The sequence below is a fragment of the Stenotrophomonas sp. 2YAF26 genome, from assembly GCF_052114625.1.
Classification (GTDB): Bacteria; Pseudomonadota; Gammaproteobacteria; order Xanthomonadales; family Xanthomonadaceae; genus Stenotrophomonas; species Stenotrophomonas indicatrix.
In genome coordinates, this window is the sequence record NZ_JBFRFC010000007.1 from 23,525 (window position 1) to 38,234 (window position 14,710).

Here is a 14,710-nt window from a genome sequence, read left to right on the forward strand (position 1 = left end):
GGTGGGATGCGACCGGGTGACGCGCTGCTTCACTTTGTCGCAGGTGGAGGCGGGTTCTGGGATGAATGGGCTAAAGGGGCTTCAAGAGCGCCAGGGGCGCCTCCCGAACAGTACGCAGTGCCCTGGGAATCAGCGCGGCAAGGCTTGCCGTCATCACCAGCGCAACGGCGATCATCCCGCTCAGCCACGACGACATCCACATGCCGTCCTGTGGCGACCATACGAGATGAAGCGAAAGTGCCCCCAGCAAGGCGCCGGGAGTGGTGAAAACACTGACTTCGAAGATGATCTCGGAAAAGATTACGGACCCACGAGCACCCAGCGTGCGTCGGATGCCGATGGAGCGTCTTCTTCGATCAAGCCATGCGCCGACCACCCCGGACACTCCCGCCATCAGCACACCCAGGACCACCACGGCCATGAAGGCCAGCATGGCTGTCGTGAAGCGGTCCGCGCGAACGTATGCATCGCGGTATCCCGCCAAGGTATCAACGCCTGCCGGGTTCACGATGCGATAGGAGCGCCGTAGCGCTTCGACGGCGCGGTCAAGCAACACGCGGTCAACGTCCAGATCGGACTTCGTAAGGTAGTACCGGTTCGCGCCTGATGGAAAACCGGGAAACAACGCCCACTGTGAATCCCGATCATTTCCTCCCGGTGCGGGTCCAACGACAGACGAAAACACGCCCACAACGACCCTGCTGCTCCCGGGTCCGAAGTGCAGCCGACGTCCAACTGCGTTCTTTGCCCCGAAAAGATGGGTGGCAAGCGCCTCACTGATCAGCACCACATCGGCTGCATCGGCAGTTTCATGCTCCGTCGGGCTGCGTCCCAGAACGATACCCGCGCCCAGCATCGTCAACAGACCCGGGCTGGCAGTTATCACGGCAATACGATCGCAGCCTGCCACGTTACTCGTACCTGCGGCCATGGAATGCGCCATGGCCGCATCGCTGATGCAGGCGCCGTAGTGATGGGCTCTGCCCCCGAACGGGACCGAGTCGCTTGCCACGGTCTGCCGGACGCCGGGAAGCTGGATCGCAGACAGGTCGGATCGCACCATCGACGGCTCCACGCCTCCTTCGACGTCCGAGACGCGGATGACGCCAATCGATCCTGCATCTGGAATGCTGTTCATGTTCAGCTTTGAAAGACCGCCTACGGCGGATTGCAGGGCAACCGTGCACGCCAGACTGGCAAGCGCCGCCTGCACGAACAGCAGCGCCGCACGACCTGCCTGGTTCCGGACCTCTCGCATCGAATCCAGCATCTCAGGCAGCTCCCTTTGCGAACATCCGCGATAGTGAATTGCTCCGGCAGATATCCAGCGCTGGAATGAGTGCACAGAGCAGCGCTGTTGCAAACCCGAGACCGGCGGACATCAAAACTGCCCTTGCATCCCATGTGGTTATCGCGGACGGAAGCACATCGGCCGCAGCGACCAACAGCATGCCCGTCACGTACGCGGTAGCGGCCAGGGCCGCACTGGCCAATCCAGACCAGGCGCATTCCCACATGAGCTGGGCAAGTACATCCCGCCGCCGAGCACCCAGCGCACGACGTATTGCAAGCTCCCGGCGACGTGCCCCCAGGCTGAAGCCGAGCAGCGCTGCGGCATTGACAATGCAGACCACGAGCAGGAGCAGCGACAGCCGAAGCTGCATCTGGGTGCGGTCGGGTACGAGCCCTTGCCGGTCCAGCCATTTCACCAGCGGCCAAAGACCGACCTGATCGGTGTCCGGATGGGTCTGCAGACCCTTCGTGTGTGCATATCCGCGCAGCATCGCGCTGTACCCAGCTACATCGTCCGGTGTGGGCAACCAGGCCCACAACTGCAGCCAGGAAACCTGAGGCCCCGCGAGATCCACCCCCTCTCCTCCACCCCAGACCGTCATGCCATCGACCACGGTCAACTCGTCCGCGATGGCAGTTTCAATGGGCAGATAGATCTGGTCGGGCGCCACGAAGGGACGGCGCGTCACATCCCCTTGGAACATCGGCACTGGATGCCAGTTCTCCGCAACGCCGATGACCATGTAATTGCGCCTGCTCAGTTCCAGCTGATGCCCGATGCATCCCTTCGGGCACTCGACTGCCGCCAGCGCGTGCGACAGCACAGCGACCCGACTGCCAGACTGCCCTTCCTCCGCCGTCCATGGGCGCCCTTGGACGATGGTGATCCCGAGCACGTTGAAGATCTCCGGCGTTGCGTATCTGGCACGGAGTCTGGCGCTGAATTGTCCGGGCTTCAGAAGCGTCACGGCGCCGCCCGCCATGGCAGCCTGCGACCACGCCTTGCCCTGGTGCAGAAGTGCTTTGGCATCAGGCCAGGTCAGCGCTTGACCGGAATCGGGGGCTCCTGCTCGCTGAACGCTCGGCCGGCTGTCCAGGTGCGGGCGGAAAAGCGACTCACTACGACCGGGAGCCGGATCTGATGATGCCTGGAGAACAATGGACAGCATCACCATTGCGGTTCCCACGCCTACACCGAGCATGAGAGCGATGGCCATATGGACACCGATGCGCTGCCTGAATCGTTTCAGCGCAAGAGAAAGGTAGTAGAAATCCACGAGTCCTCCATGGAGTCGGCCTGGCCTCTAGGCAAAAGCGAAGGGCATTCCACGCAGAAGGAGATCCCTGATTCTGTTGGAATCGCCGACGCTGGCCATATACGGGCTGAAGGCGTAAAAGGTGACCCTCTCATCCTTCTGGTAAAAGAGAACCTCACCCATTCGGCTGTCAAACGTTTCGCGACAGGCTACGACGAGAGTGGAAAGGAGCTCGCCATTGATCGCTACCGGACCTCGCGGAAACTCCAGATCAATCGCTTCGCCGTGATAGCTGCAGATCACGGGCATTCCATCGGGACGCTCGACAAAGAACGGATGCCATTGATCCTCCCCCTCTGTTACATCTGATTCACCATCCCATCTGAAGTACGACCAGACAGACTTCTGCACGGGATCCTTGAGATGCGAAATGTCCGGCATACGATGACCAAATCCGAAAGCGAACAGAGGAACGTTGATCCCAGGAGCTCGATCAGCGATCAGCTTCCACTGCGCGTTGAGAGGCAAGCGAGATCTGCTGACGCCGCGGGGACCGATCCCATGCGCCAACGCAACGGTCTGACCCAATACCACCCCCAATGCTGCATGCGCCCAGTTCTCATGCAAACCGCAATTTCGGAGCCTCGTGCCAATTTCGCAACAGGAAAGATCAAATACCCTGTTGATGACGTAACCCGGACGAGACGTCCGAATCCGATCAAAGTCCATGGGAGCAATGGGCGTTGCTTCTTGAACCGGCCATGCGGAGGTCAGCTCGTCAAGATGAATCACGCTGATGCCGCCAATGCCACTGAGAGCCGCTGCAACAACATCCTGCCGGTCAGAGTGAATGACAATTGCGCCACTCGTCATGTCAGATCCTCTGCGATCTCGCCATCTGCCGAAAGGCGATCAATTCGCTTGATCACGCTCTGCACGTTATCCACCAGCCCCATGAATTCCGCCGACGCGGGAAAGTCCAACAGAAAGAGGGCAGACATCCTGCTTTCAATGAAGAACCCACCATCAACATGCATCAGCCTTCGTTTCATTCTCTTGAGCATGATCGGGTCGAAGGTGGAGGGACACCTCCGCACGTGGTCGAGAAGCTGATGTATCGCGTAATAGACGAACACTGCATGCGCCAGCGAGTGATTGGGAATGAAGTTTCCTGACCACGGCGAAACAGGCCGAACCCTGATCGAACCAGACATGAATTTTCCGTAGACGTCTTCATACGCTGACAGGAAGGAGTGCACCGATTCGTGCAGAATCGCCTCCGCGCACAGGTCAACGGTCATCTCTGTCCGATGGACATTCAGCATCCGAATACAACCTGCATGGATGGGCCGATACTCCGAGCCGAGATTGAGCAGGGCCACGTCTTCGCCTTCTTCAATTGACTTCCTTACAAGCACACGCCTTGTGAATGTTCGGACCAACAAGCCCAGATGTGGCGCTGCCTCGTCCAGCATGTGAATAGCCGCTTCGAGCTTTTCTCCTATTGCGTCCATCTCCTCCTGTGAGATATCCAGGCATGGACGACAGAATGTCCCGCTCTCTGCCTCGTACCTGCGTGAGAGCCGACTATCCCCATCAAGGACGATCACTCCACCAAGTCGGGGACGCTGCACCCTTTCAGTGCCGCCTCTGTGGTGCTTGAGAGTCCAGTCGCCCAGCGCACTTTCGTGAGGACTTTGATCCGAAAGCTCACCCGACCCACAATGAAGCTGCCGGTCGGGGTTCTCCGCGAGCACGGCGAGCAACAACGCGTGAATTGTCGAAATCGACTCCCCATTCTCATTCTCATAGGCAACGCCCGAGGGGTTGTCCAAGAATCCGGATACCCATGGCGAACCAAGAAGCCTTCGCCTTGCCGACGAGTCGAGATGAGGGATGGATCGGGCGACCGCATCGACCGCGGCTCTGCTCTCCGATCCTTCACTCCCCTTCGCTGAAAGGGCATCACCCAAGCGTCGCGAAATATTTTCGAACCATGCGCCCAACAATGTCGAGCACACGTCGGCAGTCCTGCTAGGTTCATCGAGTGCGCGCTTCAGATCTTCAAGGGACAGCTCCATCAATCGCTCCTGGATGGTGAGCGATCGCCTTGATGGCGATCGCTCGTTCCATCAGACGTTGAACTTCTGGATTTTCGGGACCGCGTGATCGCCCTTGAACACCTCTTTTTGTTGGTCCCCTGTGGAGTAATGGCCACAATGAGTACCTCCACTTGAATAGCTGGTGCACTGGGTTCCTGCGATTTCATGATCGCCAGAAATTACGTGTACCGCGCTCTCGCTTTGGATAGTGATCTCCAGGATCGAGATCTCCTGAGCCGGCACAAGCACGTCCGGCTGCGCTGCAGTTGCCATGCCTGACAGGCCAAGTAGCGCTATGAGAGTTGGGGGGAGAAGCACAGATTTGTCGATCTTCGACATGATTCAGCTCCATTGAAGTTCGTACAGCGGGAAATGGGTGCGGGCCTTCGCGGCTCCGACCAGCGCCAGCGGTTGCCGACGATCGAGATTTCTCCAAGCTGTGCATCGATATCAACAGCGACGGAGGACTTTGCAACTATCCTCATGAGACGCGCCGACGCAGAGTGATTGACAGCAGACCCGGCACCAGAACGATGGCGCTGCCACGTCGCAATCCGGCGTTATTCGCCACTGACTGACGCGGCTCACAGATGCGAAGGAATTCATCAGCAGTCCATTGATATGCCAGACCGCGCAGAATGCGTCTCACGCGCCGCCGGATACGGTCAGCGCCAGAAGTACCAGATGACCCCCGCCACAAGCGCACCAAACAACAGCACCTGCACCACGACATAGCCCACGCCGCTATCGCGTGATTCGGAGGTAATGCGCTTTCGCAACGCCTCACTCACATCCGGCGTCTCTTCCTGCTGCGCCTGCTCACGCAACGCGTCTGCCAGCGCGCGCTCTTCCGCATCGCGAGAATCGGTCGGTCGGTTCACAACAGTTCTCCGGCGGTGGCATGCCGCACCATTTCCTGCTTCAGGACCTGGCGCGCACGGTACAGGTGGCTCTTGATGGTACCGCGGGCCAGGCCTGTCACCTGTTCGATCTCGGCCAGATCGAAATCCTCCAGATAATGCAGGCCTACGATCAGGCGCTGCGGCGCACTCAATCGTTCCAGCGCCGCGCCGAGGTGGCGGCCGGCCTGCAGTGTCTCGCTGAGTTCCGCCGGGCCCGGCCCGTCGTTACCAATCCCCAATTCCTCGGGCGCTTCCACCGCCACCATCCACTGCGCTTCCAGTCTCCGCCGCCGCAGGTACTGCAGGGCGGTGGTGTAGGCCACGCGCGAAATCCAGGTCCGCAGTGAAGATTCGAAACGGAACCGATGCAGCTGGCGGAACACCGCCAGGAACGTTTCCTGCAGCAGGTCGGCCACGTGGTCGCGGTCGCCGACCATGCGCCCGATCACATGCGCGCAGGTGCGCTGGTGTATTTCCACCAGCTGCGTGAAGGCCGGTTGCGAGCCGTCGATGATGGCGCGCACCAGCGCCTGGTCCGCATCCAGCGGCTCGGCGGATATGGTTGCCGTCGCGGCATCCTGCCGACGTCGCCCCCGCAATGCGGCCAGCGCCTCCCCGAGCAGGCTCATGCGTGGGGCTCTCCCTGTGCCCGCAGCATGCGCCGGCTCAGCCCTTGCGCACTGTGGGGCGGGTGAAGTGCCAGGCCAGCAGCTGACCCAGGCCGGCACTGCCGACCATCGCGGCGGCAGCGCCGAACGTCAGGTCGCGTGCACCGATGGCTTCCAGCAGCGCCATGGCCAGTGCCAGGCAGACCAGGCTGATGCCCCAGCGCAGCGCGCCTTGGCGGCGGCGCTCCTCTTCCAGCACCGCCAGCGAGCGGATCACCTCTTCCGGCACGTGCGGTGCCACCAGCTTGCCGCGCGCACGCGCATCGGCGATGGCATGGATCGCATAGGCGGTGCAGATGAAGAGGGTGATCGGGATGAGTTCCTGCATGGTCGTGCTCCTGTCCGGTGGATGATGCGGGTTCAGGAGATTGGATGCGCGACCCTGCCGACCGGTTGCACCACTTTGCCAATCCCGCTGCCATGACCTGTGGCCCCCTCCCCCGGCCGTTGCGGCTGCTACGCTTGCCCGGTTTCCTCTTCTGGTGCCGTCCGCCCATGTCCCGAGTGCTGCCCCTGTCCCTCCTGCTGTCTGCCATGCTGGCCGCTCCGGCCGCCCAGGCCGCGCCGACGCCGATCACCATCGAACAGGCCATGGCCGACCCGGACTGGATCGGTCCGCCGGTGGAGAAGGCCTGGTGGTCGTGGAACAGCCAGCAGGTGGAATACCAGCTCAAGCGCAACGGCAGCCCGGTGCGCGACACCTTCCGCCAGCCGATCGCCGGTGGCGTGGCCGCGCAGGTGGCCGATGACCAGCGCGGCAGCCTGGACGTGGCCGATCCGGTGTACGACCGCAGCCGCACGCGCAGCGCGTTCGTGCGCAACGGCGACGTGTTCGTGCGCGACCTGCGCAGCGGCGCACTGACCCAGCTGACCCGCAGCAACGAGCGCGCCAGCGGTGTGAACTTCGCCGCCGACAACGGCGTGATCTGGCGGGTCGGCCAGAACTGGTTCCACTGGACCGCCGCCAGCGGCGTGCAGCAGGTGGCCAGCCTGAAGGCCGACAAGGATCCCAGCACGCCGCCGAAGGCCGACGTGCTGCGCGACCAGCAGCTGCGCACGCTGGAAACCCTGCGCCGCGACCGCGAACAGCGCGAGGCGCTGAAGGACCAGGACCAGCGCTGGCGCCAGGCCGACCCGACCCGCGCACCGGGTCCGGTGTTCCTGGGTGCCGACGTGGAGATCGTCGACAGCGTGCTGTCGCCGGACCTGGGCCACCTGATCGTGACCACCAAGCCGAAGGACTTCGATGACGGCCGCGGCGGCAAGATGCCGCTGTACGTGACCGAGTCGGGCTATGAGGAAACCGAGGACACCCGTCCCCGCGTCGGTCGCAACGGCTTCGAGCCGCACACCCTGTGGTTCGTGGATGTACGCAGCGGCAAGGCCGAGAAGCTGTCGCTGTCCAGCCTGCCGGGCATCGGCACCGATCCGCTGGCCGAGCTGCGCCGCAAGGCCGGCAAGGACGCGCTGAAGGGCGACCGCAGCGTGCAGGTGATGAGCGACTTCATGGGCGGTGGCATCCGCTGGAGTGCTGACGGCCAGCAGGCCGCAGTGATGTTGCGCGCCAACGACAACAAGGACCGCTGGATCGTCAGCGTTGCTGCCGCCGACGGCCGCGTGCAGAACCGCCACCGGCTGACCGACAACGCCTGGATCAACTGGGGCTTCAACGATTTCGGCTGGATGGCCGATGGCCGCACGCTGTGGCTGTTGTCCGAGGAATCCGGCTTCTCGCACCTGTACACCCAGGCCGGTGGCGGCAAGCCGCAGGCGCTGACCAGCGGCAAGTGGGAAACCTCGGCGCCGGTGCTGTCCGCCGACGGCAAGGGCTTCTACTTCCTGTGCAACCAGCAGGCCCCGCATGACTACGAAGTCTGCGCGGTCGATACCGCTGCCCGCCAGGTGCGCGAACTGACCAGCCTCAATGGCGTGGAGGACTTCTCGCTGTCGCCGGACGGCCAGCAGCTGCTGGTGCGCTATTCCGGCGCCTACCTGCCGGCGCAGCTGGCGGTGGTGCCGAGCACCGGCGCTGGCCAGGCGCGCGTGCTGACCGATACCCGCACCGCCGAGTACAAGGCGCGCCAGTGGATCCAGCCGAAGCTGGTGGCGGTGCCGTCCAAACATGGCGCCGGCGTGGTCTGGGCCAAGTACTACGAGCCGGAAAACAAGGAACCCGGCAAGAAGTACCCGGTCGTGATGTTCGTGCACGGTGCCGGCTACCTGCAGAACGTGCACCAGCGCTACCCGGCCTACTTCCGCGAGCAGATGTTCCACAACCTGCTGGTGCAGAAGGGTTACATCGTGCTGGACATGGACTACCGCGGCAGCGAGGGCTACGGCCGCGACTGGCGCACGGCGATCTACCGCAACATGGGCCACCCGGAACTGGAAGACTACAAGGACGGCCTGGACTGGCTGGTCGACACCCAGCAGGGCGACCGTGACCACGCCGGCATCTACGGCGGCTCCTACGGCGGCTTCATGACCTTCATGGCCCTGTTCCGCTCGCCGGGCACGTTCAAGGCCGGCGCCGCGCTGCGCCCGGTGGTCGACTGGCACCAGTACAACCACGGCTACACCAGCAACATCCTCAACACCCCGGACATCGATCCGGAGGCGTACCGCGTGTCGTCGCCGATCGAGTACGCACAGAACCTGCAGGACAACCTGCTGATCGCCCACGGCATGATGGACGACAACGTGTTCTTCCAGGATTCGGTGAACCTGACCCAGCGTCTGATCGAGCTGCACAAGGACAACTGGTCGATCGCGCCGTACCCGCTGGAGCGCCACGGCTACGTGCGTGCTGATTCCTGGCTGGACCAGTACAAGCGCATCCTCAAGCTGTTCGAGCAGAACCTGAAGTGAGTGCTGCCGCGGCCACGATCCACATCGTGGCCGCGGTCATCCTCGATGATCGCGGCCGGGCATTGGTCGTGCGCAAGCACGGTGCCAGCCGCTTCATGCAGCCGGGCGGCAAGCCCGAGCCGGGCGAGGAGCCGCTGCAGGCACTTGCACGCGAGCTGGACGAGGAACTGGGCGTGCAGCTGCACACCGCTTCCGCCATCGCACTCGGGAGTTTCGAGGACTGGGCGGTGAACGAGCCCGGCCACCGCGTGCAGGCACAGGCCTGGCGGGTCTGGATCGAAGGTGAGCCGTGCGCGCGTGCGGAGATCGCCGAACTGGCCTGGGTACCGCTGCAGCCGCCGCACGGCCAGCCCTTGGCACCCTTGAGCGAACACCATATCCTGCCGGCGGTCGCCGCCCTGGCGACGGCTCGCTGACGAAGCGGGCACCGCCCAGCCGGACAACGGATGTCAGCCTCGATTCCCCCGATTCCCGCCCCCACCCCACCTCCACCCAACAACTGGGTCGGCGCAGTGGCGCAGGGCTCGTTCTGGTTGTGCCTGCTGGTCACCCTCTACTTCCTCGCGCAGGCGCTGATGGCGGCGGCACTGGCCCGCACCGAATTCTGGACCACGCTGGTGACAGTAGCGTGGGAGCAGCAGCTCGACGGCAGCCTGTGGTGGATGCTGAAACACCCGGCGGCCACCTCGCTTCTGGTTGCCCTGCTCTGCCTGGTCTCGACCCTGGCCAGCTGGGGCCTGTGGCGCGGGCGCCGGTGGGGGCTGTGGGCCTATGTGTGGATGCTCGGCCTGAGCGCGCTGGCCAACTTCGTGATCGCCTGGTGGATGGACCGCCTGCTGCTGGTGTTGATCGCGCTGCTCGCCAGCGACCCCACGGCGCAGCATGAGCTGCAGGTGCAGCGTGTGCTGTTCACCCTGACACTGGTCGGTACCTCGGTGCTGTTCGCGGGGCTGCAGGGCTGGCTGGGCTGGCGCCTGCTGCGACCGGACATCCGCTGCCGCTTCCGCTGACTCCCCTCCCGCGTTCCGCCTTCGACAAGGATGTCGCATGCCTGCCCTGCTCCGAATGCTTCTGGTCGTCACTGCGCTGCTGGCCACCCCGCCGGCGCCGGCCGCAGCCTCCGCTTCCACGCCCGCGCCGCTGCGATGTGGCCGGTACGTCAATTCGCAGAATGATGCCGCGCTGGTGATCGATTCACACAACCGGGGCCGTCGCCTGGCGACGGGCTTTGATCTCGAATCGCTGCAGATCGAACGCGATGGCAACGGCCTGGTGCTGGTCAACCTGGATGACGGCGTGGCAACAGCGCTCACTGCCAGTGCCGATGGCAGGCGCATCAACGACACGCTGCAGGACTACCAGCTGCGTGCACCGGCGGTCTGCCAGCCGGTGGCCGTGAACGCCGCCGGCAGCTGCCTGGCCGATGCGAACCGCTGCATGGCTCGCCTGCACGCGGCGACGCCGCCGCAGCTGCTGACCGCCTGCCAACAGGGCGTGGGCGCGGCCTGCAGCGGCCTGTTGCTGGGCTACGTGGACGATGCGCTCCTCGCCGCCGCGTCTGCCAAGGGCGTAGCGCTGGCTACCGCCGCACCGGCGCCCTGCACCACCGATGCGGAGCGCGAGGAGGTACTGACCTGCCGTGATGCCCGTCGTGACGCGTTGGCCGCCGCCGTGGCACAGGCCAGCGGCCAGGCGTTCGCCCGTGGCATCGATCCAGCGTGGGTGGAACTGCCGGCGGCGCAGCGCGACCAGCTGCAGCAGCTGTGCCTGCAGCAGCGTGCTGGCCGCTTCTGCACCGAAGTGGCCGAGCAGCAGTTGAATGCGCGCGATCCGCGGGCGGCCGTGCAGGCGTTGCAGGTGGTCTGCGACAGCGGTCGCTACAGCGCATGCGAACGGGTCGAGCCCCTGCAGGCACTCGGTGCTGCATTGCGCCTGGTCGATGCGACCGAGTCGCCCTGTGGCCTGTACCGGGCCGACGGCGGCACCCTCGATGCGGTTGCGTTCGGTGACGATGGCTACGCGACGATCGGTGGCCAGCGCTCGCAAGTACGCCTGTTGGACGGTGCCATCCACCTGCGCAATGACCACGGCAGCGATCATGTGCTGCGCCTGCTGGCCAATGGCGACCTGCTGGGCATGGATGCCTGGACCGGCTACCAGCGTTACCAGCGCCAGCCGGGCACGACGCAATGCGCAGCCAGCGAGGGCCCGCGCACGTCCCTGCGGTAAAGTACGCGCCATGAACGAATTCGAGCGCGTTCGCGCCTACCTCACCGACCTGCAGGACCGCATCTGTGCGGCGATCGAGTCCGCCGATGGCCGGGCACGCTTCCAGGAAGACCTGTGGCAGCGTGCCGAGGGCGGCGGCGGTCGCACCCGCGTGCTGCGCGATGGCGCAGTGTTCGAGCAGGCCGGCATCGGCTTTTCCGATGTGGCCGGCAGCCGCCTGCCGCCCTCGGCCTCCGCCAACCGGCCAGAGTTGGCCGGTGCCTCATGGCGCGCCACCGGGGTGTCGCTGGTGTTCCACCCGCTCAATCCCTACGTGCCGACCACCCACGCCAACGTGCGTTTCTTCCAGGCACAGCGCGATGGCGAAGTGGTGGCCAGCTGGTTCGGCGGTGGCTTCGACCTGACCCCGTTCTACCCGTTCGACGAGGACGTGCAGCACTGGCATCGGGTGGCACGCGATCTGTGTGCACCGTTCGGTGAAGAGCGCTACGCGGCGCACAAGCGCTGGTGCGATGAGTATTTCTTCCTGCGCCACCGCAATGAGACGCGCGGTGTGGGTGGTCTGTTCTTCGATGATCTGCACGGCGATTTCGAACGCGATTTCGCCTACCTGCGTGCGGTCGGCGATGGCTTCCTCGATGCCTACCTGCCGATCGTGCAGCAGCGCAAGGATACGCCCTACGGCGAACGCGAGCGCGAGTTCCAGCTGTACCGCCGTGGCCGCTACGTGGAGTTCAACCTGGTCTACGACCGCGGCACGCTGTTCGGCCTGCAGAGCGGCGGCCGCAGCGAGAGCATCCTGATGAGCCTGCCCCCGCGCGTGCGCTGGGAGTACGGCTTCAGCCCGGAAGACGGCAGCGCCGAAGCGCGCCTGGCCGATTACCTGGTGCCCCGCGACTGGCTGTAGGCGCTTCGGGCACGGGACGCTGCACGCGTTGCCGCTGCGCAATCCCGGCACCGCCGCACGCGTGGCGGTGGCCCCGCTGCGGCGTGCTCGGCTTCATTCCCCCTCTTGTTTTGAATCAAGGAAGACCGTGATGCCCGTTGTTGTTTCCCTACGCCGCCGGATGACCACCTGGCGCGCCATGCTGCTGCTCGCGCTGGCCGTGCCCAGCCTGCCGGTGGCTGCGCAGTCGATGGCCTGCGGCACTTACCTGCAGGACGATGGCAACGCCAGCCTGACCATCGAAAGCGAAGCCCACGGCTTCCTTTCGGGCCCCTACCAGGCCACGGAACGGCTGCGGCTGGTACGCCAGGACAACCTGCTGGGCACTGGCAACCTGTCCACCGGCCGCCTGGAGAACTGGGAGTTCAGCGACAACGACCGTACGGTCACCGGCGGGTACCACACGTTCCACCTGCGAGCAGCGGCCGCCTGCAAGCCGGTACCGGAGATGGTCGAAGGCAGCTGCATGGCCGACACCAGCGACTGCCTGGAGGCACTGCCCGAGGCCGCGCCCACGCAGCTGCACGCCTGGTGCAGCGAGGGCGTGGAGGCGGCCTGCACCCAACTGCAGGAGACCTACCAGCGCCAGGCCGAGGAGGCTCAGCCGCAGCGTGCCCAGGCCGAGCCGCAGATGCCGCCCTACTGCCGCGATGACGCATCGCCCGAGGAGGGAGAAGCGTGCATGGCCGTCATGAAGGCCATGGCCGGCGAACTGATGGGCAGGGCGGTGATGGGCCTGGAGCGGACGCTGGACGCACCGCTGCCAGCAGCGCAGCTGGACGAACTGGCGGCGCTGTGCGCGCAGCAGCAGGGCGAGTCATTCTGCAGCAACGTGGCCGAGGCGCTGTGGAACGGCGGACGCCTGCAGCAGGCGCAGCAGGCCCTGCAGCGCTCCTGCACGCAGCGCGAGGGCAGTTACGCCTGTGGCCCGGCCAAGGGCTTGGCGATGCTGACCCCGCTGGCGCCGGCGGCGCTGACCCCGGTCGCGGCTACCGCGCTTCCCTGCGGCCGCTTCGAGGCCGAGCTTGGCCTGCTGTCGCCGCTGCGGTTCCTGGATGCCGGCCTGGTCGAAGTGGAGGGTGTCGGCACCCGCCTGCGCGCACGCGTGCAGGACGGCAGGATCCTGATCAGTCGTGACGTCGGCAGCGATTTCGTACTGCAGCCACTGAGCAACGGAACCCTGGCCGGGATGGACAAGGACAACCGCTACGGCTACTACCAGCGCATGGACAAGTCCGCGACGAGCTGCCAGCCGCCGCCGGCATTCGTGGAGATTCCGCAGCCGCTGGACTGCCCGATCCTGGCCCGCAAGGGCGGTGCCGCGTCATGCTGCAACGACGGCAAGCTGCTCGGCTGCAAGGTCGCGGGTGAGGAACTGCACAGCGCGGAGAAGTGGGCGCAGGCCCAGCCCTATTTCATCAAGCTGTGCAGCGCCGGCGTGCGCGATGGCTGCCTGGGGCTCGCCGCAGGCTATGCACATACTGCCGACCCCAAGGTACCGCAGACGATGGCGGCGATCTGCGCCAAGGACGGCAAGGGCACCCATGTAGCCTGCGATGTGGACGCCACACGTGACTGGGCCGGCATGAAGGCGCAGGCCGCGGAGCAATAGCAGCAAGCGCAGCACCACGACGGCCCACCGCACCCGCTCACTCGTCCTTGCGCTTGGGAATGATGGTGATGTGGCCGTTGGTTTCCAGCAGTGCCAGTTCCACTTCTTCCACGCCGATGCAGCTCTGCTGGCGCATGGCGACATCGAAATCGGCGCGGCTGACCAGCTCGCGCCGCAGCACACTGTCGAAGAGCTTGCCGTTGCGCGCGATCACCACCGGTTCGCCCTCGATCAGCCGTTCCATGCGGCGGCTGCGGGCGGTGATCCAGCCTACGCCATAGTTCAGCAGGATCAGCGTGGCGGCCAGCAGCAGGCCGCCGGCCAGCGAGGTATCGGTGCCCAGCAATGCGTTCTGCACCGCGTTGCCCAGCAGCACGATCAGCAGCACGTCGAACGGGGTGACCTGTCCCAGCGCGCGCTTGCCGCTGAGCCGGACCATGCCCAGCACGACTGCGTAGACCACCACCGCGCGCAGGATGAATTCCCACCACGGCATCGCCAAGTCGAACAGATCGGGCATCGCGGGTTTCCCTGCTGGGCGGTGGCCCAGCGTGGCGCAGCAGCGCAAAAATAAAAAGCCCCGCTGACCAGGGGGAGGTCAACGGGGCCGGGGAACGGGCGCTTGGGGAGGAGCCCCCGTTCCGAGATCTGCTCCAGGGGATGGGAGAGATCCACGACAGGCATTGCGCCTGTCGGGAGTTATAGAAGCACTCCGAACACTAACGGTTCGTGAAGGGGCCCAATTTAATAAGCACCCATCAGGGAAACATTCATGTTTGAGTCAGAAATATCATGCAAATGAACGAATTCACGGCGTTTTCGGCCTGAATGCGA

15 protein-coding genes are annotated in these 14,710 nt (G+C 64.7%); 6 read left to right on the top strand and 9 right to left on the bottom strand.

What is annotated here, in order from left to right:
- Positions 1–70: 70 nt before the first annotated feature.
- The 8 genes from AB4Y98_RS09115 to AB4Y98_RS09150 form a co-directional block, all read right to left on the bottom strand.
- Positions 71–1,270 carry an ABC transporter permease gene (locus tag AB4Y98_RS09115; RefSeq protein WP_442244210.1) on the bottom strand — a complete coding sequence of 400 codons (1,200 nt, stop codon included), beginning with the start codon at positions 1,268–1,270 and terminating at the stop codon, positions 71–73.
- A 1-nt stretch (position 1,271) separates the two neighbouring features.
- Entirely contained in the window at positions 1,272–2,570 is a 1,299-nt protein-coding gene (locus AB4Y98_RS09120) for an ABC transporter permease (protein ID WP_442244211.1), read from the bottom strand.
- Positions 2,571–2,597: 27 nt separating this feature from the next.
- Complete coding sequence (locus AB4Y98_RS09125; RefSeq protein WP_313250349.1) at positions 2,598–3,422, bottom strand: hypothetical protein; 825 nt, start codon at positions 3,420–3,422, stop codon at positions 2,598–2,600.
- On the bottom strand, positions 3,419–4,630 hold the full coding sequence (locus tag AB4Y98_RS09130) for a hypothetical protein (protein WP_442244212.1): 1,212 nt from the start codon (positions 4,628–4,630) through the stop codon (positions 3,419–3,421). Before AB4Y98_RS09130 ends, AB4Y98_RS09125 begins: the two co-directional genes overlap by 4 nt.
- A 51-nt stretch (positions 4,631–4,681) precedes the next feature.
- Positions 4,682–4,990, bottom strand: coding sequence for a hypothetical protein (locus tag AB4Y98_RS09135; protein WP_313250347.1), 309 nt, complete (start codon positions 4,988–4,990; stop codon positions 4,682–4,684).
- Between the two features lie 326 nt (positions 4,991–5,316).
- Positions 5,317–5,532 carry a hypothetical protein gene (locus tag AB4Y98_RS09140; RefSeq protein WP_442244213.1) on the bottom strand — a complete coding sequence of 72 codons (216 nt, stop codon included), beginning with the start codon at positions 5,530–5,532 and terminating at the stop codon, positions 5,317–5,319.
- A complete protein-coding gene (locus AB4Y98_RS09145; RefSeq protein WP_442244214.1) occupies positions 5,529–6,182 on the bottom strand; it encodes an RNA polymerase sigma factor in 654 nt (217 codons plus the stop codon). The genes AB4Y98_RS09140 and AB4Y98_RS09145 overlap by 4 nt, the downstream gene beginning before the upstream one ends.
- A gap of 37 nt (positions 6,183–6,219) precedes the next feature.
- On the bottom strand, positions 6,220–6,549 hold the full coding sequence (locus tag AB4Y98_RS09150; RefSeq protein WP_428703739.1) for a hypothetical protein: 330 nt from the start codon (positions 6,547–6,549) through the stop codon (positions 6,220–6,222).
- A 167-nt stretch (positions 6,550–6,716) separates the two neighbouring features.
- Here AB4Y98_RS09150 and AB4Y98_RS09155 point away from each other — a divergent pair, with 167 nt between their 5' ends.
- From AB4Y98_RS09155 to AB4Y98_RS09180, 6 genes are all read left to right on the top strand, one after another.
- Positions 6,717–9,089: a S9 family peptidase gene (locus AB4Y98_RS09155; protein WP_442244215.1), complete on the top strand. Its 2,373-nt coding sequence runs from the start codon at positions 6,717–6,719 to the stop codon at positions 9,087–9,089.
- The gene (locus tag AB4Y98_RS09160; protein ID WP_312112218.1) at positions 9,086–9,505 is read left to right on the top strand and encodes an NUDIX hydrolase; all 420 of its coding nucleotides are present in this window, start codon (positions 9,086–9,088) and stop codon (positions 9,503–9,505) included. Before AB4Y98_RS09155 ends, AB4Y98_RS09160 begins: the two co-directional genes overlap by 4 nt.
- Positions 9,506–9,535: 30 nt before the next feature.
- The gene (locus AB4Y98_RS09165) at positions 9,536–10,099 is read left to right on the top strand and encodes a hypothetical protein (protein WP_223497138.1); all 564 of its coding nucleotides are present in this window, start codon (positions 9,536–9,538) and stop codon (positions 10,097–10,099) included.
- Between the two features lie 37 nt (positions 10,100–10,136).
- Positions 10,137–11,318 (top strand): hypothetical protein, encoded by a 1,182-nt coding sequence (locus AB4Y98_RS09170; protein WP_442244216.1) that lies wholly within the window; start codon positions 10,137–10,139, stop codon positions 11,316–11,318.
- A gap of 10 nt (positions 11,319–11,328) precedes the next feature.
- The gene (gene hemF, locus AB4Y98_RS09175) at positions 11,329–12,225 is read left to right on the top strand and encodes an oxygen-dependent coproporphyrinogen oxidase (RefSeq protein ID WP_312788025.1); all 897 of its coding nucleotides are present in this window, start codon (positions 11,329–11,331) and stop codon (positions 12,223–12,225) included.
- Positions 12,226–12,355: 130 nt separating this feature from the next.
- On the top strand, positions 12,356–13,876 hold the full coding sequence (locus tag AB4Y98_RS09180) for a hypothetical protein (RefSeq protein WP_312109268.1): 1,521 nt from the start codon (positions 12,356–12,358) through the stop codon (positions 13,874–13,876).
- Positions 13,877–13,913: 37 nt separating this feature from the next.
- On the opposite strand, the gene AB4Y98_RS09185 is transcribed toward AB4Y98_RS09180, so the two are convergent.
- Positions 13,914–14,396, bottom strand: coding sequence for a DUF421 domain-containing protein (locus tag AB4Y98_RS09185; protein WP_223497144.1), 483 nt, complete (start codon positions 14,394–14,396; stop codon positions 13,914–13,916).
- Between the last annotated feature and the right edge of the window lie 314 nt (positions 14,397–14,710).

Excerpts from the sequence above, each read along its gene's own strand:
- AB4Y98_RS09180 (WP_312109268.1), top strand. The coding sequence starts at position 12,356 with ATGCCCGTTGTTGTTTCCCTACGCCGCCGGATGACCACCTGGCGCGCC.
- AB4Y98_RS09130 (WP_442244212.1), bottom strand. The coding sequence starts at position 4,630 with ATGGAGCTGTCCCTTGAAGATCTGAAGCGCGCACTCGATGAACCTAGC.
- AB4Y98_RS09155 (WP_442244215.1), top strand. The coding sequence starts at position 6,717 with ATGTCCCGAGTGCTGCCCCTGTCCCTCCTGCTGTCTGCCATGCTGGCC.
- AB4Y98_RS09115 (WP_442244210.1), bottom strand. The coding sequence starts at position 1,270 with ATGCTGGATTCGATGCGAGAGGTCCGGAACCAGGCAGGTCGTGCGGCG.
- AB4Y98_RS09170 (WP_442244216.1), top strand. The coding sequence starts at position 10,137 with ATGCCTGCCCTGCTCCGAATGCTTCTGGTCGTCACTGCGCTGCTGGCC.
- hemF (WP_312788025.1), top strand. The coding sequence starts at position 11,329 with ATGAACGAATTCGAGCGCGTTCGCGCCTACCTCACCGACCTGCAGGAC.
- AB4Y98_RS09150 (WP_428703739.1), bottom strand. The coding sequence starts at position 6,549 with ATGCAGGAACTCATCCCGATCACCCTCTTCATCTGCACCGCCTATGCG.
- AB4Y98_RS09135 (WP_313250347.1), bottom strand. The coding sequence starts at position 4,990 with ATGTCGAAGATCGACAAATCTGTGCTTCTCCCCCCAACTCTCATAGCG.
- AB4Y98_RS09145 (WP_442244214.1), bottom strand. The coding sequence starts at position 6,182 with ATGAGCCTGCTCGGGGAGGCGCTGGCCGCATTGCGGGGGCGACGTCGG.
- AB4Y98_RS09185 (WP_223497144.1), bottom strand. The coding sequence starts at position 14,396 with ATGCCCGATCTGTTCGACTTGGCGATGCCGTGGTGGGAATTCATCCTG.
- AB4Y98_RS09125 (WP_313250349.1), bottom strand. The coding sequence starts at position 3,422 with ATGACGAGTGGCGCAATTGTCATTCACTCTGACCGGCAGGATGTTGTT.
- AB4Y98_RS09165 (WP_223497138.1), top strand. The coding sequence starts at position 9,536 with ATGTCAGCCTCGATTCCCCCGATTCCCGCCCCCACCCCACCTCCACCC.